18 protein-coding genes are annotated in these 20,136 nt (G+C 63.8%); 6 read left to right on the plus strand and 12 right to left on the minus strand.

The features are described 5' to 3' along the window. Positions 1-1,041 (minus strand): oxalyl-CoA decarboxylase (gene oxc, locus VG320_RS03390; protein ID WP_327198748.1); only part of this gene is annotated, 1,041 nt, incomplete at its 3' end. Positions 1,042-1,244: 203 nt separating this feature from the next. Beyond that, a complete protein-coding gene (locus VG320_RS03395) occupies positions 1,245-1,961 on the minus strand; it encodes a GntR family transcriptional regulator (RefSeq protein ID WP_327198749.1) in 717 nt (238 codons plus the stop codon). A gap of 231 nt (positions 1,962-2,192) precedes the next feature. Between VG320_RS03395 and VG320_RS03400 the strand changes: the two genes are divergently transcribed. Further along, complete coding sequence (locus VG320_RS03400; RefSeq protein ID WP_327198750.1) at positions 2,193-2,570, plus strand: hypothetical protein; 378 nt, start codon at positions 2,193-2,195, stop codon at positions 2,568-2,570. A gap of 102 nt (positions 2,571-2,672) precedes the next feature. Here the strand turns inward: VG320_RS03400 and VG320_RS03405 are convergent, their stop codons facing one another. Further along, positions 2,673-4,388, minus strand: a complete 1,716-nt coding sequence (locus VG320_RS03405; RefSeq protein WP_327198751.1) for a long-chain fatty acid--CoA ligase — start codon at positions 4,386-4,388, stop codon at positions 2,673-2,675. A gap of 140 nt (positions 4,389-4,528) precedes the next feature. Next, entirely contained in the window at positions 4,529-5,302 is a 774-nt protein-coding gene (locus VG320_RS03410; RefSeq protein WP_327198752.1) for an SDR family oxidoreductase, read from the minus strand. A gap of 407 nt (positions 5,303-5,709) precedes the next feature. Here VG320_RS03410 and VG320_RS03415 point away from each other — a divergent pair, with 407 nt between their 5' ends. From VG320_RS03415 to VG320_RS03425, 3 genes are all read left to right on the plus strand, one after another. Further along, complete coding sequence (locus tag VG320_RS03415) at positions 5,710-7,119, plus strand: hypothetical protein (protein ID WP_327198753.1); 1,410 nt, start codon at positions 5,710-5,712, stop codon at positions 7,117-7,119. A gap of 321 nt (positions 7,120-7,440) precedes the next feature. After that, positions 7,441-8,661 carry an MFS transporter gene (locus VG320_RS03420; protein WP_327198754.1) on the plus strand — a complete coding sequence of 407 codons (1,221 nt, stop codon included), beginning with the start codon at positions 7,441-7,443 and terminating at the stop codon, positions 8,659-8,661. Positions 8,662-8,839: 178 nt separating this feature from the next. Further along, positions 8,840-10,618, plus strand: coding sequence for an AMP-binding protein (locus VG320_RS03425; protein WP_327198755.1), 1,779 nt, complete (start codon positions 8,840-8,842; stop codon positions 10,616-10,618). On the opposite strand, the gene VG320_RS03430 is transcribed toward VG320_RS03425, so the two are convergent. From VG320_RS03430 to VG320_RS03450, 5 genes are read right to left on the minus strand one after another with little or no spacing between them, the layout of a single operon-like run. Then, on the minus strand, positions 10,593-10,961 hold the full coding sequence (locus VG320_RS03430) for a hypothetical protein (RefSeq protein WP_327198756.1): 369 nt from the start codon (positions 10,959-10,961) through the stop codon (positions 10,593-10,595). The two genes, VG320_RS03425 and VG320_RS03430, sit on opposite strands and share 26 nt — an antisense overlap. 11 nt (positions 10,962-10,972) lie before the next feature. Next, the gene (locus tag VG320_RS03435; protein ID WP_327198757.1) at positions 10,973-12,571 is read right to left on the minus strand and encodes an FAD-binding oxidoreductase; all 1,599 of its coding nucleotides are present in this window, start codon (positions 12,569-12,571) and stop codon (positions 10,973-10,975) included. A gap of 28 nt (positions 12,572-12,599) precedes the next feature. Next, positions 12,600-13,448 (minus strand): anti-sigma factor, encoded by an 849-nt coding sequence (locus VG320_RS03440; RefSeq protein WP_327198758.1) that lies wholly within the window; start codon positions 13,446-13,448, stop codon positions 12,600-12,602. Beyond that, positions 13,445-14,020 (minus strand): sigma-70 family RNA polymerase sigma factor, encoded by a 576-nt coding sequence (locus VG320_RS03445; protein WP_327198759.1) that lies wholly within the window; start codon positions 14,018-14,020, stop codon positions 13,445-13,447. Before VG320_RS03445 ends, VG320_RS03440 begins: the two co-directional genes overlap by 4 nt. Positions 14,021-14,032: 12 nt before the next feature. Then, positions 14,033-14,179 carry a hypothetical protein gene (locus VG320_RS03450; RefSeq protein ID WP_327198760.1) on the minus strand — a complete coding sequence of 49 codons (147 nt, stop codon included), beginning with the start codon at positions 14,177-14,179 and terminating at the stop codon, positions 14,033-14,035. Positions 14,180-14,910: 731 nt separating this feature from the next. Between VG320_RS03450 and hfq the strand changes: the two genes are divergently transcribed. Both hfq and VG320_RS03460 read left to right on the plus strand, forming a co-directional pair. Next, positions 14,911-15,405 carry an RNA chaperone Hfq gene (gene hfq, locus VG320_RS03455; protein ID WP_327198761.1) on the plus strand — a complete coding sequence of 165 codons (495 nt, stop codon included), beginning with the start codon at positions 14,911-14,913 and terminating at the stop codon, positions 15,403-15,405. A gap of 206 nt (positions 15,406-15,611) precedes the next feature. Then, positions 15,612-15,803: a hypothetical protein gene (locus VG320_RS03460; protein ID WP_327198762.1), complete on the plus strand. Its 192-nt coding sequence runs from the start codon at positions 15,612-15,614 to the stop codon at positions 15,801-15,803. A gap of 140 nt (positions 15,804-15,943) precedes the next feature. Here VG320_RS03460 and VG320_RS03465 read toward each other — a convergent pair whose 3' ends face one another. Genes VG320_RS03465 through VG320_RS03475 form a run of 3 tightly spaced genes read right to left on the minus strand, consistent with a single transcriptional unit; the run spans position 15,944 to position 20,063 of the window. After that, positions 15,944-16,687: a DUF2968 domain-containing protein gene (locus VG320_RS03465; protein WP_327198763.1), complete on the minus strand. Its 744-nt coding sequence runs from the start codon at positions 16,685-16,687 to the stop codon at positions 15,944-15,946. A 55-nt stretch (positions 16,688-16,742) separates the two neighbouring features. Next, on the minus strand, positions 16,743-18,131 hold the full coding sequence (locus VG320_RS03470; RefSeq protein ID WP_327198764.1) for a sigma-54 dependent transcriptional regulator: 1,389 nt from the start codon (positions 18,129-18,131) through the stop codon (positions 16,743-16,745). A gap of 9 nt (positions 18,132-18,140) precedes the next feature. Next, on the minus strand, positions 18,141-20,063 hold the full coding sequence (locus VG320_RS03475; RefSeq protein ID WP_327198765.1) for a TadG family pilus assembly protein: 1,923 nt from the start codon (positions 20,061-20,063) through the stop codon (positions 18,141-18,143). Positions 20,064-20,136 lie beyond the last annotated feature (73 nt).

The raw sequence follows: 20,136 nt of genomic DNA on the forward strand, positions 1-20,136 counted from the left end.
GGCCACCAGTGCTTCGACGCATGAGCCGATATCGCCAATCAAGGGCGCTTCGATCGCGACATTGCTGTCGATCTCCGTGGGTGCGATGTCGATCTGCACGAAGCGTTTGGGCGTCGGTGCGCCCCAGGTCTTGCCCTTGCCGTGCGCGAGCAGCCAGTTCAGACGCGCGCCGATCAGCACCACCGCATCGGCTTCGGCCAGCACATACGAACGCGCCGCCGAGGCCGATTGCGCATGCGTATCCGGCAAGAGCCCCTTCGCCATCGACATCGGCAGATAAGGGACGCCGCTCTTTTCGACCAGTTCGCGGATCTGCGCATCGGCCTGGGCATAGGCCGCGCCCTTACCAAGCAGAATCAAGGGACGCTTCGCATTCCTGATCACATCGAGCGCACGCTTGACCGCATCCGGTGCCGGTATCTGGCGCGGCGCGGCGTCCACTACCTTGACGAGCGACTCACGCCCCTTGACTGCGTCGATGGTCTGGGCAAGCAATTTCGCCGGCAGATCCAGATACACGCCGCCCGGCCGGCCAGAGAGCGCCGCGCGAATCGCGCGCGCCACACCGATGCCGATATCCTCCGCGTGCAGCACGCGATACGCGGCCTTCGCGTAGGGCCTGGCTGCGTTCAGCTGATCCATTTCCTCGTAGTCGCCTTGCTGGAGATCGACGATCTCGCGCTCGCTCGAGCCGCTGATGAGAATCATCGGGAAGCAATTGGTCGTGGCGTTCGCCAGCGCGGTCAGGCCGTTGAGAAAGCCCGGCGCGGAAACGGTCAGACAGATGCCGGGCTTCTTCGTCATATAGCCCGCCACCGCAGCGGCATTGCCCGCGTTCTGCTCATGGCGAAAGCCGATGAAGCGCATGCCCTGCGCTTGCGCGAGGCGTGCGAGGTCCGTAATGGGAATGCCGACCAGACCGAAAATCGTGTCGATATCGTTGAGCTTGAGCGCGTCGATGACGAGATGAAAGCCGTCCGTCGTCGCCTGCTCGTCCTGCGCAGAGCCGTTCTGCGCTTCGTTGATGCCTGCTTCTGCCATGACGTCTCCTCTTTGGCGGGGCGTTATGTGGGTCGCGGGTGGGTGGCTTCGCTGATCACCCGCAATCCGTGATATACAATATTCCACACACAGTATTAGTCAAGCCGTTTTTCGATTCCTTCTATGTGCTCTAAAGTTGCTGCACATTTCCTACGTAGTCCAAACCATATGACCAGCAACGGCACCGCGATCAATATAAAAACTCAGTCGAGAAAGTCGCAGTGCGCTTCGACGAACAACGCGAGGTCGATCGAATGCTGGCGCACGAGACGTTCGACGCGTTCGGTGTCGCGCGCCTCCAGCGCTTCGATAATGCGCATGTGATCGACGATCGACCGCGACGCACGATCGCTCTGCGCAATCGTCATCCTGCGGATCGCCCGCACATGCATGAAGATGTTCTTGATGGTGTCCACGATGATCGGCGACTGGGATAACTCGACCAGCGCCTGGTGAAACGTGATATTCGCCTCGGAGTATTCCTCGATGTGCTCGGCAGGCGCGTGCTCGCCGAAATCCGCAAACATACGGCGCAGACGCGCAATGTCCTCGTCTGAAGCGCGTTGGGTCGCAAGCCGCGCCGCGATGCTCTCCAGCGCCGCCCACATATAGATCATCTCGACAATTTCCTTGCGCGTCTTGCGCAGGATATAAACGCCGCGCCGTGGCACCGTGCGCAGAAACCCCTCCTGCTCCAGCAGCGTCATGGCCTCCCGCACCGGCGTGCGACTCACACCCAGCTTTTCGGTGAGTTCTTTCTCATCAAGACGAATTTCGTCTCGCGAGCGGTAAATGTCGGTTTCGGCAATCGCCTGCTTCAGTTTCGCGTAGGCCTGGTCGCGCAGCGAGACCGTGGCGTGAATAGGTTCGAGCGTCAGGAACAACGGTGATGCTGCTTCGTCTTGGGTTTCGGCGGACATCGGTGACGGGTCTCCAACGTGTTTGGCCGGCGCTACGTGACAATACTGGCGAATTCGATATGTTAAATACAATATATCAGCGACCCAGACATCACAACGGGGGGTTTACACGCACAGCAGATCGCATAGACGATGACTTATGAATATCGAAAAAAACTTTAACTATCGTTTATTCATAGGCGCTTCTACGCTGGATTCACGCCACTCTTCATCAGCACCAGGAGAACCGTCATGAATCCATCGTCCCCCACGCGGCACGCCACGGAACACGAGTCGCACCTTCATGCGCAGTTGAGCGCATTCAATTCGGCCTTCGCCGAACTTGGATTGCGGTTTCGCTGGGATACGGCCACGCTGCACGCGCTGGCGTCGATCGAAGGCGAAGCGGCTCGCCTGGCCACCTACATCGAGACGCATCACGCGCATCTGCTGAAGGCTTACAGCATCGACTTTCTGTGTGAAGCGATCCTCGGGCGCAAGAATGCGCAAGCGCCGGGGGAATGGACGCCGGTGCAGAACGCGCATCAAGCCGCGCTCAGACAGATGCCGCAGGAACCGTTGGGATGGGATTGGAGCGAGCCCGGGCTGCCGGCGCTGGCCGGTGCCTGAGGCTCGCAGGAAGGTCTGGAACGATCAAACTGCTGATGCAGACGAAAAACGTCTTGATCGGCGGCACTCGTTCAAACGAGGCCGCCGTCGCAACAACAAGACCTAGCGCGCAGCGGCCTCGTCTTCCTGAAGCTTGCGCCACAGGATCTTGCCGCTACCCGACTTGGGCAACGTATCGACGAACTGCACGATGCGCGGCGCCTTGTAGGCCGCCATGTTCTCGTGCGCCCACGCGATAACGTCGTCCTCGTTCACGCTGCCCAGTTTCTGCGGGTCGAGCACGACAACGGCCTTCACCGTTTCGCCGCGCTTCGCGTCCTGCGTGCCGATCACGCAGACTTCCTTGATCGCCGGATGGCGGTACATCAGCGCCTCCACCTCGGCGGGCCAGACCTTGTAGCCCGACGCATTGATCATGCGTTTGAGGCGATCGGTCATGAAGTAGTAGCCGTCCGCGTCGCGACGCACGAGGTCGCCCGTGCGCAGGAAACGCTTGCCGTCACGCTCGATGAAGGCTTCTTTGGTCGCTTTGGCGTTGCCCCAGTAACCCTGCATCACCTGCGGCGCGCACATGATGAGTTCACCCGCCTCGCCTTCCGCGACCTCTTCCAGCGTGATCGGATCGACAATGCGCGCATCGACGTCGAACACCGGAATACCCAGGCACTGCGGCTTCGGATTTTGCGGCGGATTAATGTGCGTGGCGGCCATGGTTTCAGACATCCCATAGCCCTCCACGAATTCGAGGCCCGTGAGATCGCGCAGCTTCTTGACCACGGCGTCCGGCATCGTCGCGCCGCCGCCACGCATCCAGGCGAGACTCGACAAATCGTATTCGCCGATGCGCGGATTCGAAATGAAATCGACCACCATCGTCGAAATCGCCTGCCAGCCGTTGATGCGATAGTGCTCGATCGCGCGCGCGGCCACATCGCGGTCCCAGCGTGGCAGGATCACCACGGTCGAGCCGTTATAGAGCGGGCTGTTCATGCCGCCCTGCATGCCTGTCACGTGAAAGAGCGGCAGCACCGACAACTGTACGGCATCCTGATTACTGCCGAACCAGTTGCAGCCGCCCACCGCCGTGCACATCACACTGCGATGCGTATGCATGCAACCCTTGGGTTTGCCGGTCGTGCCCGAGGTATAAGGCATCACGCAAAGATCGTCGGCGCCCGCCGTCAGCGGACCGGGCGCGATATTCGCCTCCAGCACGTCGGCCCAATGCGCGACGCCCGGACCTTCGACATGGCGCGGCGCGCTCACGAATTCCGGCGGCGTCGCAAACGGCTCGCGTTTTATATAGTCGCTGTAGGTGGCCACCAACAGATGACGCAGGCCCGCGCCATCGCCCTCGCCCACCAGCGGCGCAATACGCGGATAAAGCTCCTGCGTGACAAACGCCGTCGTCGCGCCGCTGTCTTCCACGTAATGCTCCAGCTCGTCCGTGAGGTTCATCGGATTGACGGGAACGACCACGGCATTGGCGCGCAGGATGCCGTAGTAGGCGATCACCCATTGGGGGCTGTTCTGCATGTAGAGCAGCACGCGGTCGCCAGCCTTCACGCCGCATTCGGTTTGCAGATAACCGGCCACACGCTCGGCCTCGTCCTTGAACTGCGCGAACGTGACGGGCGTGTCGTAGAAGATGATGAAAGGCTTGTCGGGATAACGCGCGGCGGAAACTTCGGCGTTATAGAACAGGTTCGTGGCGGGAATGCTCAGATTCGGCGAGAGTTGCGCGGGCCAGAAAGGCGAACTTTTGGGCGAAGGCTTGCGCGAACTTTCGGACGATACAGCGACGGCAGACGTGGGCATGGCGGGTTCCGTCCCGTGGATTGCGCGCCGCCACGAGCGGCGCGCGGGTCGTGCAATCGGCCACACGGCGCAGAGATGCACCGCGAGCCATCCATGATACTTCGGTGTGCGATATAAATTGCGCTCTGGAGCGCGAGCGATCAGACGATGCTCGCGCCGCCGTCGATCGCCAGATACTGGCCGGTAATGTGGCGCGACGCACCGCTGGCGAGAAACACCACGGCGCCCTTCAGATCGCTCTCGTCGCCCAGACGCTGCAGCGGCGTGTGGTCGATGACGCTCTGGCCGAGCTTGTCGAGCAGGCCCGCGGCCATCTTGGTGGGGAAAAAGCCCGGGCAGATCGCATTGACGTTGATGCCGTACTTGCCCCACTCCGCGGCGAGCGCGCGCGTGAAGTTGATCGCCGCGGCCTTCGAGGTGTTGTAGGCGATGGTCTGCATCGGCCCAAGCGAGCCCTTGAGGCCCGCAATCGAAGCGATATTGATGATCTTGCCGCGCTTGCGTCCAATCATGCAGCGCTTGCCCACTTCGCGTGCGAGAAAGAACGGTGCATTGACGTTGAGGTTCATGACCTTGTGCCACGCCTCGTCGGGGTAGTCCTCGGCCGGCGCGCCCCACGTGGCGCCCGCATTGTTCACGAGAATGTCGATCTGGCCGAACGCCGCCAGCGTTTCGTCGACCAGCTTGACGGCCGCGTCCGGGCGCTGCAGATCGCTCACGATCGTCATGGCTTCGATGCCGAGCGCCTGCAGATGCTTCTGCGCCTCGGCGAGTTCATCGGCCTTGCGCGCGGAGATCACCACGCGCGCCCCCATTTCCCCGAGCGCCTCGGCCATCTGCAGCCCTAGCCCGCGCGAGCCGCCCGTGATGAGCGCGACCTGCCCCTTCAATTCGAACAATTCCCTGACCTGCATGCTTGTGTCTCCTGGATGTCTGCTGATGTTCTGCCTGATGTTCTGCCTGAGGTGCTGCCTGAGGTGCTGCCTGAAGTGCTGCCTGGTGCTGCCGTGGCCCGCATCGCGCGCCGCCTCCTGGTCCTGCTGACTCTCTGTCCATGCACGCCCGTCATCCGTTCCGCATAGCGAAACCAACGAGATCGAATCCGATTCTAGTCACTCCGACATCCGAAGTGAATCAGGAAAAGCACGGTCGTTCATTATCAACGAAAGTGTGCGGGTCGTGCAGTGACGTGGGCGCGGTGTGGTAACGGGCGGCGACATTTCAAGACGAATTAGGACGACTCCGATATCGGCGGGCCTGACAGATCGATAAGATTTTTCTCATACAGAAACAGAGACTTATCTTAGTGAGCCGCCCGATCATGAGCCCCAATCCCGAACAACGTCTGATCCAGTCCTTCGTCGCCCATACCCGCCAGCCGGCCGCCGCGCAACCGCTCGCGCAGATCTGCGAGGCGCTGATCGGCGTGAGGCGCGACGAGCAAATGCTCCCCTGGGCCGAAAAGGGTCTGGCGCTCGACCCTCGCAGCCGCAACTTCGTGCACGCGCGCGCCCGCTCGTTGCGCCTGCTCGGCCATCATGCCCAGGCGGCGCAGACCTGGATCGACTACGCCGGGCTGGATTGGGCGCCGCTGTTCTATCTTGGGCGGCTGGGCCGCGATCTGTATCTGGGCGGCGATGTCGACCTCGCCATCGCGGTCCTGAATCAGGCCCTGGAGCAGCCCGAGGACGACACCCATCCCGATAAACTACGCGCGCGCAAATGGCTGGCCGAAGCGATGCTCAGCAAGGGCGACGCGAATGGCTTCACACACTGGATCTGGCGCAACTGCGGCGACAGCGGCAGCTACCGCCACAGCGAGGTGCCGATGTGGCAAGGCCAGCGCGACCTGCACGGCCAGCGTGTTCTCGTGACCCATCAGATGGGTTATGGCGACCAGTTCATGCTGTTCGGCAGCCTGCGCCACTGGCGCGCGGCGGGCGCGGAAATCATGGTCACCTGCGATGTGGCGATCCACAGCCTGATTGAAGCGTCCTTGCCCGATTGCCGCGTGGTGGCCTGCGCCCGGCCACTCGAACTGTTCGCGCGTTGTGGCGACGACCTGCTGCCCGCCGTTCGCGAATTCGCACCGACCATGCAGGCCACCCTGCTCCATCTGCCGATGCTCGCCATGCGCGACGCGCCTCGACCGGCGCCTTATTTCCCTGCCTTCCTGCGCGCGCCCGCAACGCAACGCGAACGCGCCACGCAGTGGGCACAAACGTTGCGCGCGCAGCAGCCCGGCAAAAAACTGGTCGGGCTGTTCTGGGATTGCGTACAACGTCATGAACCCGCGATGCGCAGCAAAGAGCGTAGCTGGGCTGGTTTGCGCAGCCTGCCGGTCGAAATCCTCGAACGCCTGACGCTCGATCCGCAATTTGCCAACAGTGTCCAGTTCGTCAGCCTGCACCATCCTCTGGCGGAAGTGAAAAGCGGCTCGCCTCGCGGAAAAGTGGCGTATTACACGCCGGGCATCGCCAGCTTCGCCGATACGGCGGCCTGCATCGAGCAACTCGACGCCGTACTCAGCGTGGATGCGGGCATCGCCAATCTCGCCGCCATGAGCGGCAAGCCGACCGCCGTGCTCGTCAACCCCACGGGCGAATGGCGCTGGGGTCGACATAGCACGCGCTCGCCGTGGATGGAGTCGGCCCACGTATTGCGCCAGACGAAGATGGGCGACTGGAACGGCGTGATGGAGCTTGCCGCCAACTGGCTCGCGCAGCGTTAATCGATTGCCGGGCGACACTCGCCGGCAGCAAAGCGATAAAGCCATCAGGATCGCGAACCAATATGCGTTTGGCGATCCACATCACATTGATAATCGGCTTCGATTTAATTACATTTAAATTACATTAAAAACAATCAGCTTTCGCCTGATATGCCCCGATAAAACTCTCTCTTAGGGTTTAGTCCGGTTGCGCCCGACATTCATGCAAATGTTTAATGCCGGGCGTACACTCGTACGAAGCTCGCAGCGCGGGGCGTAGCGAGTTACCCACGCCATGCCAGGAGACGGCAAGGCGCCGGGTTTTTCCAGGAGAAAAAAGACATGAGCTGGACGCGAGAGCAAAAAAACGTGACGATCGCAGCGTATCTGGGGTGGACGCTCGACGCCTTTGATTTCTTTCTAATGGTTTTCGTTCTGAAAGATATCGCCACTGAATTCAATACAAAAATCCCTGCCGTCGCCTTTGCAATTACGTTGACATTGGCGATGCGCCCCATCGGCGCGCTGATCTTCGGGCGCCTCGCCGACCGTTATGGCCGCCGCCCCACGCTGATGGTCAACATCGCGTGCTACTCGCTGCTCGAACTGCTCACCGGTTTCTCTCCCAACCTCACCACCTTTATCGTGCTGCGCGCGCTGTTTGGCGTCGCGATGGGCGGCGAATGGGGCGTGGGCTCCGCGCTCACGATGGAAACCATTCCGCCCAAGGCTCGCGGCATCGTATCGGGCCTGCTGCAGGCGGGTTATCCGAGCGGCTATCTGCTCGCTTCCGTGGTGTTCGGCGTGCTCTACCAGCATATCGGCTGGCGCGGCATGTTCTTCATCGGCGTGCTGCCGGCGCTGCTCGTGCTTTACGTGCGCTCCCATGTGCCTGAATCGCCGGCCTGGAAGGAAATGGAAAAGCGCGCTCGCCCGAGCCTGCTTACGACGCTCAAGCACAACCTCGGCTTGTCGATCTACGCGATCGTGCTGATGACGGCGTTCAACTTCTTCTCGCACGGCACCCAGGATCTGTATCCGACCTTCCTGCGCGAACAGCATCACTTCGATCCGCATACGGTGTCGCTCATCACCATCGTGCTGAATATCGGCGCGATCGTGGGCGGCCTGTTCTTTGGTTCGATCTCCGAAAAGATCGGCCGCCGCAAGGCCATCTGCATCGCCGCGCTGATCGCGCTGCCGGTGCTGCCGCTGTGGGCCTTCTCGGTCACGCCGATGATGCTCGCGCTCGGCGCGTTCCTCATGCAGATTTCGGTGCAAGGCGCGTGGGGCGTGATTCCCGTGCACCTCAACGAAATCTCGCCTGACGAAGTGCGCGCGACGTTCCCGGGCCTCGTTTATCAGCTCGGCAATCTGTTCGCCTCGGTGAACGCCACGCTGCAGGCGTCGCTGGCCGAAACGCACGACCAGAACTACGGCATGGCGATGGCCATCGTCGCGGGCACGGTGGCCGTGGTGATTTCGGTGCTGATCCTGTTCAGCCGCGAGCGTCGCGGTATCGACATGACGCAGACCGCGAAACATGTGGCGGCGAGCACCTGACGCGATAGCGATCGCCGGGTGATCGCATAACAAGGGCCGTGCCGGATGACTCCGGTACGGCCCTTGGTCATTTGGCGCAAGACACGCAGTTCACCGGCAGGGAAACTCCGTCTGCCCAGCCAGCGCGGCGCGGTGCATGATGTTCGCGCCAAGGACCACGCCTGCCCGGAGAACCATAATGAGCGAATCGCCGCAACTGCACCGGCCCGACCCACACCCCGCCGCTACTGTCGCCGCAGCGGCGCCGAATACGGACGGCGTCTGGTACGCCTCGTACCCGGACGGCGTGCCGCACGAGGTGGACGTGGCGCAATACGCCTCGCTCGTGCAGTTTTTCGACGAATGCACCGCGCGCTTTCGCGAGCGCGTCGCCTACGTGAGCGCTGGCTCGCCGATGACTTATGGCGCGCTCGCGCGCAAGGCCACGGCGTTCTCCTCGTGGCTGCAGGGTGCGGGTGTCAAGCCGGGCGAGCGCGTCGCCATCATGCTGCCCAACACCCTCCAGTATCCGGTCGCGCTATTCGGCGCGCTCAAGGCGGGCGCCGTCGTCGTCAACGTCAATCCGCTCTATACGGCGCGCGAGCTTGCGCATCAACTCAAGGACAGCGGCGCGCAAACCATCGTCGTGTTCGAGAGCTTCGCGAAGACGCTTCAGGAGGCGCTGCCAGGCACGGCGGTCGAGCGCATCGTCATCACGCAACTGGGCGATCTGCTGGGCGAGGGACTCAATCTCAAGGGCCGTTTCATCAACTTCATGCTGCGCCATGTGAAGAAGATGGTGCCGGCCTACCGGCTGCCTCAGGCGCGGCGTCTGCTCGACGTGCTGGAGCAAGGTGCGCGCGCGCCGCGCGCTCCCGCCACCGCGCGCCTGGACGATCTGGCCTTCCTGCAATACACGGGCGGCACGACCGGCGTCGCCAAGGGCGCGATGCTCACGCACGGCACCATCCTCGCGAACGTGCTGCAGGCGAAGGCGTGGCTCGCGGGCCAGCTCGACAGCGACGGCGGCGAAACCGTGCTCACGCCCTTGCCGCTCTATCACATCTATTCGCTCGCCATCAATGCGCTGATCTTTATGGCGCTGGGCGGGCGCAATATCCTGATCGCGAATCCGCGCGACACGAAGCGCGTGATGAAGATCCTGCGCCACGAGACCTTCACCTGCATGAGTGCGGTCAACACGCTCTACAGCGCGTTCCTCGACAACGAGGAATTCCGCCAGCGCGACTTCTCCGGCCTGAAGCTCGCGATGGCGGGCGGCATGGCCACGCATCAGGCCATCGCGGAGCGTTTCAAGGCGGTCACGGGCAAGCCGATCGTCGAAGGTTACGGCCTCACCGAATGCTCGCCGATCGTCACGCTCAATCCGGTCGACATCGGCCATCTCGCCGATTTCGAAGGCTCGATCGGCTTGCCCGCGCCCTCGACCCAGGTGCGCCTGCGCCGCAACGACGGCAGTTGGGCCGATCTCGGCGAGCCGGGCGAGTTGTGCGTGAAAGGCCCGCAGGTGATGCGCGGCTACTGGAATCGCCCCGATGAAACCGCGCGGGTTTTCGTCGACGATGGCTGGCTGGCGACGGGCGATATCGGCGTGATGGATGCGCGCGGTTATATCCGCCTGATCGACCGCAAGAAGGACATGATTCTGGTCTCCGGCTTCAATGTGTATCCGAACGAGATCGAGGACGTGATCGCCCAGCATCCGGGCGTGCGCGAAGTGGCGGCGATTGGCGTGCCGGACGCCGTGCAGGGCGAGCGCGTGAAAGTGTTCGTCGTGCGGCGCGACCCCACGCTCACCGAAGACGCGCTGATCCAGTTCTGCCGCCAGCAGCTCACGGGCTACAAGGTGCCGCGCCTGGTGGAGTTTCGCGATGCGCTGCCGCAGAGCAATATCGGCAAGATTTTGCGCCGCGAGTTGCGCGACGAGGAAATCAGGAAAACGGCAGCGGCATCTTAATATCAGGATCGCTAACGTTTTTCACGTCGATGAGCGTCATGCCGTGCGGCGCGGCAAACCGTTCGAGCACGAAACGGTCCGAGTCGCGCAGCGCGCAAAGCACACTTGCCGGGGAACCGGCGTGGCCCGTCAACCGCGCGCGCTGCGCATGCCAGAGCACACCGATATCGTCATGGAGTGCGAACGACAGGATGCCGGCGCGTTCGGCATAATGCGCGAGCGCTCGGCCTTGCGCCAGCGCGGGTTCGTACAGCGCGATGGATTCGGACGCGGCCAGCGGCGGCGTGATCCGCGCGAACGAAAATGCGCTCATCGCCATCAGAAAGGTTCGCCGGTTCATCATTCACGCCTGCTTCAGGTATAGCCGCGCATTTCACGCCACGCCGCGGGCCACACGCCCTGCTTGCCCGGCGCGAGGACGCCCTGTGGATCGAGCGCGTCCTTCACGGTTTGCGCGAGTCGCAGCAGCGCGCCGTCGTTGAAGTTGTACTGCGCCGCCGCGTAGTCCATGTAGAGCAGATGCGAACGATAAACGCCGTAACCCGCCGCGCGCGCATCGCTCATCAACGCGCGCAGCAGATCGCCGGCGCGCGCCGCCTGCGCGGCGTCGGTGCGCACGAAGATGGCTGCAAAGACATGATGCAGATGACGCCCCGCCGCCGTGAAGCCACCGTAGTAATCGAAACCATATTCCGCCGCGCGCGTCTTGACGAGACTGTACTGACGCAAGGCGTCACGACCATCGGCGGGACACAGCGGCGAGAAGTCCACATGCGCGCCTTCGCCGCCACGCCAGTCGAGCATGCGAAATGCGCTCATCGTCGGAATGCCGGCCATGTTGCGCGCGCCGCCGCCTTCAGGTTCCTCGCTGCCTGTATAGCGTTTCGACGTCGCGCGCGCACCCGCGACCGGCGCAAACGCACGCTCAACGATGCGTTGCTGCGCCTCGATCACGTCCGGCTCGCCGTAGAGCGCGTAATGCAGATTCCAGCGCCCTATGTCCAGCTCGCGCTGCATGGCGGCAATGGCGGTTTCCGGCATTGGCCCATCGCCCGTGTACCAGCGTGCGCGCGGCTCGATGCTGGCCGCGCGCCGGATCGCGCCTTCGATCACCGCGTGCTGCGCGATCGTGCCGCGCAGTTGCAGCGTGCGCAGCGTGTCGACGATCACGCCAAGGTCATCCTCACGCGCGAACTGGATTTCGCCAATCAGGAACGCGCTGGGCGCGGGCATCAGCCAGAGCCCCATTTTCGTGACGATGCCGTAGTTCGACTGCGTGAAGAGCGCGTCGAACGAAGGGCCGTAGCCTGGCTTGTAGAGCGGCCACGAAGAGCCTGCATAAGCGCCCGTATCGAGCGCCCCCATGCCGGTGCGCACCACCTCGCCATTCGCGAGCACCACTTCCATGCCGCATTGCGCGGCTGCGTGATCGCCGTAGGCGGTGTAGCCGAAGCCGCGCTCCAGCGTATTGCCGATCACGCTGCCCCAACCCGCCGCGGGCGGATCGACCCACAGCTTGAGTCCGCGCTCGCGCAGATACGCATGCAGATCGAAATAGCTCACGCCGGGCTCGACGAGCGCCCAGGCGAGCCGCTCATCGACGTGGAGGACGCGATTGAGGCGTTGCAGGTCGAGCACGACCGAGCCGGCCAGACGCGGCGCCGCGCCGCCATACGCAAAGTTGCGGCCCGTCGACACGGTCCAGAGCGGCACGCGCGCCGCGTTGGCGACACGCAGGATCGCGCGGATCTCGTCGACATCGGCCGGCAGGAGCGCCGCCGAGGGTGCGAAGGCGCGCGCATCGGCGCTGGGTGCGAAAGGATCGAAGTACGGCGCAAGCGCAGCGCCACCCCGGCACACGTTAGGCGCGCCGACAATCGACTCGAAAGCGGCAAGCGCGCGCGAAAATCGCGCCGCGCTCATGCCAGGCGGCAATACGGGATCGGCGTTCATGATGGCGTCACGCCCAGCTTGCGGCCTATCACCATTGCGCCGACGTCCCGCCGAGCGTGCCGCAAACCTCATACGCAATCTTGCGCAGACGCCCTTCCGAATCCGGTCCGGAGAGCGCGTAACCCATGCGGTCCGTGCTCCAGTAGAACGTGCGGCGGCTGCCGTCGCGCAACAGATGCACCGCGTCGCGCTCGCGCCCCGACTCGCTCACGTAGAGCGTCAAACGCTCGCCGGTATCGTTCTGATACATGAATTGCGCCGCCGGACCGGCTGCGCCCGGCAGCAGCCGGCCGCCCACCAGCGTGTAGCCGTATTCGCCGAGCGGCGGAATCGACAGCGGTCTGCCCAGCCGCTTCGAAAGCCACGCGACAAGATGGGCCTCGTCGGCGGCGCCGACTTCGACGGGATGGCGCACTTCGGGCGAATACACCGCGTAGGCAACATCGGCGCGATGCGCGAAGTTTTCCGCGTCGCTCGCGACCAGCGCGCTTCCCGGGCCCTGACCCGCGCCCAGCGGCAGACCGTGCGGCAACATCGAGGCCGCCGCCACCGCGAAGCCCGCGCCTGCCACGGCCCACGCCGCCGCGATACCCGCGCGATGCCACCACGGATCGCGTCGGCGCAGCACCACCCACGCTGGCGCGGCGGTTTCTTCTCCGGCGCGGCTTAGCGCCTGAAGCGCGGCTTTTTGCGCACGGTATGCGCCAACGCGCTGCGCCGCCGTTGCATCGGCGTGCAGGCGCGATTGCATCGCGGCGTGCGCGTCGCCGGGCAGTTCGCCGTCCACGAAGGCGCCCAGTGCCGCGAGGTCGGCCAGATCGTCCTCCGGCACGGCCACGGGCGCGCTGCGCTCGCGTTCGAGATCGTCGTCGTTCATCGCGTCGTCCCCATTGCCTTGCCCACGACCCGCAGCGGCGCGGCCTGGCGTGCCGCGTTTTGCTCCCCGCCTTGCGCCGGTTCCCTGTCGAGCAGCGCGCGCAGATGCTCGCGCGCGCGTGAAAGCCTCGACATCACAGTGCCCGTGGGCACGCCCAGCACCGCCGACGCCTCCTGATAACTGAGTTCCTCCACGCACACCAGCAACAGCACCTCGCGCTGCGCGGCCGGTAGCTGATAAAGCGCGCGCTGCAGATCGCGCAGCACGAGACCGTCCACCTCGCCGCGCGGCGCCTCCAGCGTGCGCCAGGGCGCGCTTTCATCGTCGACGGCAAATTCGCGGCGTCCGCGCAACTGGTCGATGTAGATGTTGCGCAGGATCGTCAACAGCCACGCGCGCAGATTGCTGTCGGGCCTGAACGACGAGGCACGCGACAAGGCTCGCTCGGCGGCGTCCTGCACGAGATCGTCGGCCCAGGCGGCGTCGCCCGTGAGCGTGCGCGCGTAGCGGCGCATGCGCGCGAGCTGCGCGACCACCTGCGCTTCGAATTCCGGCGAGGGGCGGCCGAACACGATGCGCGCCGTTCAGTAGCCACCGCCCGAGGAACCGCCCGAACTACTGGATGCGCCGTTCCCCGAATTCATGTCGCCACAGGCGGCCAGGCCCACGCCCGAAACCACGGTCAACGCAACACACAAGGCACATGCGAGCACACTGCGAAAACGCTTCATGACGTTTCTCCCACCCAGGCGACGCGGGATCGGCAGGAATGCCTGGGAAAAGCGAATTGCCGAATTGCCGATCGGGCCGAAGCGCCGCGATCGGCCAGGATGTTCCGATCGCGCGCATCGACATGTGTTAAACGGAGCAAGCCGCCCGCTTATTCCGGCCTTTTGTCATCGGCGTGATTTTTTTCGACGTGGGCACGCCCGGCACGCGCGGGCACAATGAGAACCATGAACGCGTGCGCCGCCGTACGGTTCGCGTGAACGCGAACCGGCACCATCAAGATGGAGCGAGTGAGGAACTACGTAACAAACTGCAACACGCTACGCCGCGTGCGAGCACGGGAAAATACGGCAACTGGCGTAAAAACTGGCGGGAATTCGTCGCGCACTCGCGCGCATCATGCACTACGCTGTTGAACGTACGGGACGCAACTGCGTCCAACTGCCACAGATCGCACCCCGCTTTCGTGTATTGTTTCAAAGCGCGCCAGACTGCACCACGCGCGCGGCGACGTTGATCCGGCGCGCGAAAAGCCGTGCCGCCCACCATCGTTCATGCACGGGGACGTAACAATGCATTCCTGCCGGCAAACTGCCGGGCCGGCCCGGAGCCGGTATAGTTCTGCAGTAAAGGTTGTCCACGCACGCGCGCTTTGCCGGCACAAGGTAGAATCCCGGCGAGCAAACGTTTCCAATTGAATAGCGGCATTGAGCCGCCCGGCCAGAATTCGTCCATGCCTTCCGCAGAATCGCACCCGCAAAACGACTTCATGAACGCCGCGCGCAAAGAGCGCAAACGCGTTGAAATCTATCTGGTCAATGGCATTCGCCTGACCGGATGCATCGAGTCGTTCGATCAGTACCTGGTGATGCTGCGCACGCCCGTCGGCCTGCAAGGCATCTACAAACGCGCCATCTCCACTATCCAGCTCGACACCGGCACGCGTCCGGGTCCGCGCGCGCCGCGTCCGGCGCACGGCGAGCACACGAGCCGCGGCCCGCACGGCAACCATGGCAGCCATGGTCCGCGTGAACCCCGCGAGCCGCGTGAACCCCGTGAGCCTCGCGAACCGCGCGAGTCGTGGTCGGGATCGCCCTCGTCTTCGTCGTCGCCGGCTTCGTCCGAGCGCACGTCGCAGGACGGCCCGGTCGTCGTCACGCGCCGCCGCCGTCTCTACGGCGCCGTGAACAACGGCGGCAACGGCCAGGATGGTTCGAACAACAGCTAAGGTTGTTTGCATGCGCGGCACTTTCGTGTCGCGCCTCACCCGAAAACGATGCGCGCCACTCGCGCGCATCGCTTCTGTTTTGCCCCCCGCTTCAGCTCCCGCCCCGCTACTTTCGCGCGCCCTTGCAACGCGAACCCCGCCTTGCGTCACGGATTGAGCCTTTGCGTTATCCTGAATGCGACCTTGCTCGCACCCCGGAGAACGCCATGAGCGCATCCAAGCCGAAATCGCCGCCGCCCTCGCAGGAAGATCCGCTCGACGAAGCGCTCGAGGAAACCTTCCCCGCCAGCGATCCGATCTCCATTGATCCGTCACCCTCGCCGCCGCCTTCGCAGCCGAAGCACAAAGACGACGCGAAGAAGGATCACGACACCCATCATCGCCACGGCAAGCACTGAGCCCAACACCGCGCAGCGCGCGCGTTGCGCTCATCCCGCAGCAGAAATGACAAAAGGCGGCGCGTCTTGCGACGCCCGCCTTCGTTGTCATGCACTTCGTCACGCGGACTTGCGCCCGCACGACCGGTTTTGAGCGGAACTCAGTGAACCGGCAAACCGCCTTCGACCTGACGCTGCAGATCGCGCACCTGGCGCTGCACCGCACGCAGTTGATCCTGCGCCGCCGACTTCTCGGCTTGCAGCGCATTAGCCTGATCGCGCGTCTGCTTCTGCTGGTCCGCGACGATCGCCTGCTGCTGTTGCGCGACCTGGAGATCGGCCTGCAGACGGTTCGCGTGATCCTGCGTAAGCGCGATCATGCGATTCGTGAACGCCTTCTGCGCATCGAGACGCGTACGGCGGATCTCGACATCCGAAAGCTGCATCGTCTTCTGCACGAAGTCGCGGTAGATCAGTTCGGCGCGCGTTTCGTCGCTCGTCTTGATGACGCGCCAGAACGTCTTGTTCTGGAACAGCGCCACGTAGTACGTCATCTCCTTACCGTAGAACAGCAGGCTCGCGCCGTACGTGCCGTTGTAAGTCGTGCGCAGTTCGTTGAGCTCCGAGCCGCGAATCATCTGCTGCAGCTCCGCCACATTGCCGGCGGCGCTTTGCTGTGCTTCGTCCGGCGTAAGCGCCGTGGGTGTGCCCGGCAGCGGCGCCGCTTGCGCGGACTGTGCCTGCTGAACGGCTGCACTCTGGTCCTGCGCGGCAACCGAACCCGCCTGGGCCGCCGCGTTTGCCGCGGCGCTATCTGGAAGCGGTTGAGCGCAGCCCGTTTCAACACCCCCGATCAACAAAAGCGCGGCCAACGCGACTTGTCGAACTCTCCACTTGTAGTCCATGAAGTACCTGTTTTGAACAGTTCTATTTTTACGATTTTACAAATCGGCACAATTATTACTCACTTTCGCCGGTTGCGGGTTCCTCGTCGAAAATTTGGTACTTCCGTATCTTTTCCCACAACACTTTTCGGCTAATTCCAAGGAATTGGGCCGTATCTTTGCGACGCCAACCGTTTGCGTCGAGCGCGGAGAGCAAACGGCCGCGTTCGGCCATATCCCATTTGCTGCGATCGACGATGGGCGCTGCGGGCTCCGCCGCGACCGGCTGCGCGCCGCCCGATCCGGCCAAAAGACGGCGCAGCCGCGTGGCGTCCCAACTGCCCATCTGGCGCACCGTCACGCCCACCCGTTCGGCCAGGTTGCGCAGTTCGCGCACGTTGCCAGGAAAGCGCATCGCCGCGACCGAGTCGGCCAGCCAGTAAGGCAGCTCGGGCAGCGCCTCGAGACGCTCCTCGCCCACCACCGTCGTCACGAAGGCCTTGAAGAGCGCGATCTTGTCCACGGCGCCGCGCTCCTCCAGCGACGGCACGCTCAACTCGATCACCGCAAGCCGGTAGTAAAGATCGGCGCGGAAGTTACCATCCTTGACGTACTGCGGCAGATGGCGGTTGGACGCCGCGACGAGGCGAAAGTCCACCTTGAGCGGCGTGGACGAGCCGATGCGCGTGACCGTGCCATCTTCCAGCACGCGCAGCAGCTTGACCTGCTGATAGAGCGGCAGGTCGCCGATTTCATCGAGAAACAGCGTGCCGCCATCGGCCTGCTCGAAATAGCCTTTGTGGGCAACCGCAGCGCCCGTGAACGAGCCTTTCGCGTGACCGAAAAAGAGCGACTCGAACAGCCCGTCCGGAATCGCGCCGCAGTTGACCGCCACAAACGGGCCGGTGCCGTAACGGTTGTTCTTGCGATGCAGAAGCTCGGCAACGCGCTCCTTGCCGGTGCCGGTCTCGCCGTGCACGAGCACGGTGGTCTCGCAGTCGGCGAAGGTGTCGACTTCCCTGAGCAGCGCGCGCATGGTTTCGGACTCGGCCACCAGCACGTCGGCGCCGGCGGTCTGCGCGGAGTGCGCGCGCAGCTGGATCACGAGCTTGGAGACGAGTCCGCGCAATTCGGCGCAGGTGAAGTCGAGCGGCAGGATGTGCGAATACTCGGCGGGATACGAAGCCGGATCGTTGTCGCGCGGCGCGGCCCCGACCCAGATCACGGGCATACCGTGGGTGGCCTGCCAGTCGCGCAGCACGAGCGCGTTCGTATCGATCACGCTCACGCTGACGACGGCGATCGATGCGCGCGCGGCAATGCGCTGCGGCGAAATCGCGGTGTCGTCGGCGCGGATCACCTCGACGTCGAGGCTCGCCATGCAGCGCGCGACGCGCTCGACAATATCGGCTTTGCCTTCCCAGACGTAGAGGTCGAGTTCCTCGATGGCGGTGGTGGTACGCATCGTGTCTTCTTATTTGACGAGTGTTGCGACGCCGCAGGCGAGCGGAGCGGAGGTCACGGTGGCGACGCCGATCTGGACGCCGAGCAATTGCAGCAAGGGGCCGATGAGCACGGTGTCGAGGCCGCTGAGTACGGGAGACAGCGCGGCGAGCAGTCCCGTCAGAACCGGCATGACAACGCCGTCGATAAGCGCACTCACCGGCGCAAGCAGGATGCCGAGCAAGTCGCTGAGCGGCCCCTGCAACAAGGTCAGTTGCAGACCATTGCTGCCTTCGGTCAACTGGCCGAGCTGGGTGACGAGCGATTGCAGCGTGTTGTCGAGGACCGCGCCAATCTGGTTCGAATTGACCGAATTGCCAGACAGCGCGTTGCCATTGCCATCGAACGAGAGCGTCGACGAGGTCGGACTGACGACTGGAACCTGCAGAGTCGGCGCGCTCACCGTCGCGACATTCATCCCAAGCAACTTAACGCTCGCGATGGTCCAGCGCGCATTCGTACTGGAGCAGGAAAATCCGCTCACCTGGCTTGAGGTCACACCGCTCGCCAACGGGGTGCCCACGCAGATGTTGGCGATCCCGGTATTGACGCCGATTGTCTGCGTGCTCGCCGCCCTGGTTGCCGCACATTGCGCGGACGCTAGCCAGGCCTGGCCTTGCGCCACCACGATGTAGAGCGGCAGTTGCACGTAGACGTTCAGGATGTATGGAATCAGCAGGTAAGTGGCGATGCCCGAATTGGTCGACAGCGTCGCATTCACCCCCAGCAGGATCTGTGCGGTCTTCGCCATCGTGCGCCACGTCGTCGTCCCGGCGATATAGCCCGCTTCGCCCACCGCGATCGACGGCGGCGAAATGACCTGCAAGGTCAGGTTGGCGCTCAGCGGCAGCACGCCGCTCAAGCCGCCCAGACTCACGTTCAGCGCGACCGGCGATTGCCCCGCAGCCGCGATCTCCGCGCCCACGATCAGCATCTGCAGCACGTTGACCGTCGCATCGGCGGCATATTGCGCGTTGGCGACACCCAGTTGCAGCAATGCCTGCGTGCTGCTGTTGAGCGACGCCAGCTGGATCTGGTTCTGCGGACCTTGCGGCACGAGCGACGCGATCGCGGTAAGCGCGTTCTGTGCCGCCGAAACATTGGCCGTCAATGCACCGTCTTTTTGCACTGCGCTGAGCAGGATGTTAGCGAGGCTGTACTGCCCGGCCGTCAGCGATGTCGTCGCAGACAGCAAACCGTCATAGGTCCCAGCCTGCGTCGCCACCGCCGCCAGATCCGAAATCTTCACATTGGCATTGGCGATGCCGTTCCACGACACCAGGTCGAGGTTCACGGCGGTACCGCCCAGCAGCGAACTCAGCAAGCCGTTGAGCAGATTGATCTGGGCGAGCGAGGTGCCCACCTGCAAGGTGCCGACCACCGATGCCTTGGCGGTCGCGGTGGCCGTCAGCGTGCGTTGCGGACCAAGGAAGAAGTACGGCACGGATCGCGTGACCGTCACCAACACGCCGTTGAGCGGCGGTGTCGGGCTGCTGGTCACGAAGCTCATCGAACCGCTGCTGCTCGAATCCCAGCGGCCGCACTGCACGGCCAGCGTGTTGCTCGTGCCGCTTGTCGTGAAGCCGTTGCTGGCCGCGTTTGCCTGCGCGGTCGCAAGCGGCTGGATGCACTGATCGTCCATCTGCTGCACGGCCGCCAGCGCCGCGAGGTCGGCGACATTCTGCAAGGCGCGTTTGGACAGGTAAAGATTCGCCACATCGAGCACGCCGAGCGCCGCAACCGCGATCACGAGGCCGAACGCCGCGACTGCCGCGAACGAGCCGCGCTGGCGCTGCGCGCGGGTAGACGAGGACGCGCGCGAGCGCCACGTCAGGCGTCGACCCACCGCCGTCGCCACGTCAGGCCGGGCCGACCATCGGGAACGCAAGCTCATCTCAGTACGCGCCGCCGCCCAACGACCCTGTGCTGCTGCCGCCCTGACCACTGCCCGACTGCATCGTCGATCC

Source organism: Paraburkholderia sp. (assembly GCF_035948235.1).
GTDB lineage: Bacteria > Pseudomonadota > Gammaproteobacteria > Burkholderiales > Burkholderiaceae > Paraburkholderia.

What these genes read in the sequence shown, in the direction of transcription:
- VG320_RS03395 (WP_327198749.1), bottom strand. Translation starts at nt 1,961, where the DNA reads ATGTCCGCCGAAACCCAAGACGAAGCAGCATCACCGTTGTTCCTGACG.
- VG320_RS03400 (WP_327198750.1), top strand. Translation starts at nt 2,193, where the DNA reads ATGAATCCATCGTCCCCCACGCGGCACGCCACGGAACACGAGTCGCAC.
- VG320_RS03405 (WP_327198751.1), bottom strand. Translation starts at nt 4,388, where the DNA reads ATGCCCACGTCTGCCGTCGCTGTATCGTCCGAAAGTTCGCGCAAGCCT.
- VG320_RS03410 (WP_327198752.1), bottom strand. Translation starts at nt 5,302, where the DNA reads ATGCAGGTCAGGGAATTGTTCGAATTGAAGGGGCAGGTCGCGCTCATC.
- VG320_RS03415 (WP_327198753.1), top strand. Translation starts at nt 5,710, where the DNA reads ATGAGCCCCAATCCCGAACAACGTCTGATCCAGTCCTTCGTCGCCCAT.
- VG320_RS03420 (WP_327198754.1), top strand. Translation starts at nt 7,441, where the DNA reads ATGAGCTGGACGCGAGAGCAAAAAAACGTGACGATCGCAGCGTATCTG.
- VG320_RS03425 (WP_327198755.1), top strand. Translation starts at nt 8,840, where the DNA reads ATGAGCGAATCGCCGCAACTGCACCGGCCCGACCCACACCCCGCCGCT.
- VG320_RS03430 (WP_327198756.1), bottom strand. Translation starts at nt 10,961, where the DNA reads ATGATGAACCGGCGAACCTTTCTGATGGCGATGAGCGCATTTTCGTTC.
- VG320_RS03435 (WP_327198757.1), bottom strand. Translation starts at nt 12,571, where the DNA reads ATGAACGCCGATCCCGTATTGCCGCCTGGCATGAGCGCGGCGCGATTT.
- VG320_RS03440 (WP_327198758.1), bottom strand. Translation starts at nt 13,448, where the DNA reads ATGAACGACGACGATCTCGAACGCGAGCGCAGCGCGCCCGTGGCCGTG.
- VG320_RS03450 (WP_327198760.1), bottom strand. Translation starts at nt 14,179, where the DNA reads ATGAAGCGTTTTCGCAGTGTGCTCGCATGTGCCTTGTGTGTTGCGTTG.
- hfq (WP_327198761.1), top strand. Translation starts at nt 14,911, where the DNA reads ATGCCTTCCGCAGAATCGCACCCGCAAAACGACTTCATGAACGCCGCG.
- VG320_RS03460 (WP_327198762.1), top strand. Translation starts at nt 15,612, where the DNA reads ATGAGCGCATCCAAGCCGAAATCGCCGCCGCCCTCGCAGGAAGATCCG.
- VG320_RS03465 (WP_327198763.1), bottom strand. Translation starts at nt 16,687, where the DNA reads ATGGACTACAAGTGGAGAGTTCGACAAGTCGCGTTGGCCGCGCTTTTG.
- VG320_RS03470 (WP_327198764.1), bottom strand. Translation starts at nt 18,131, where the DNA reads ATGCGTACCACCACCGCCATCGAGGAACTCGACCTCTACGTCTGGGAA.
- VG320_RS03475 (WP_327198765.1), bottom strand. Translation starts at nt 20,063, where the DNA reads ATGAGCTTGCGTTCCCGATGGTCGGCCCGGCCTGACGTGGCGACGGCG.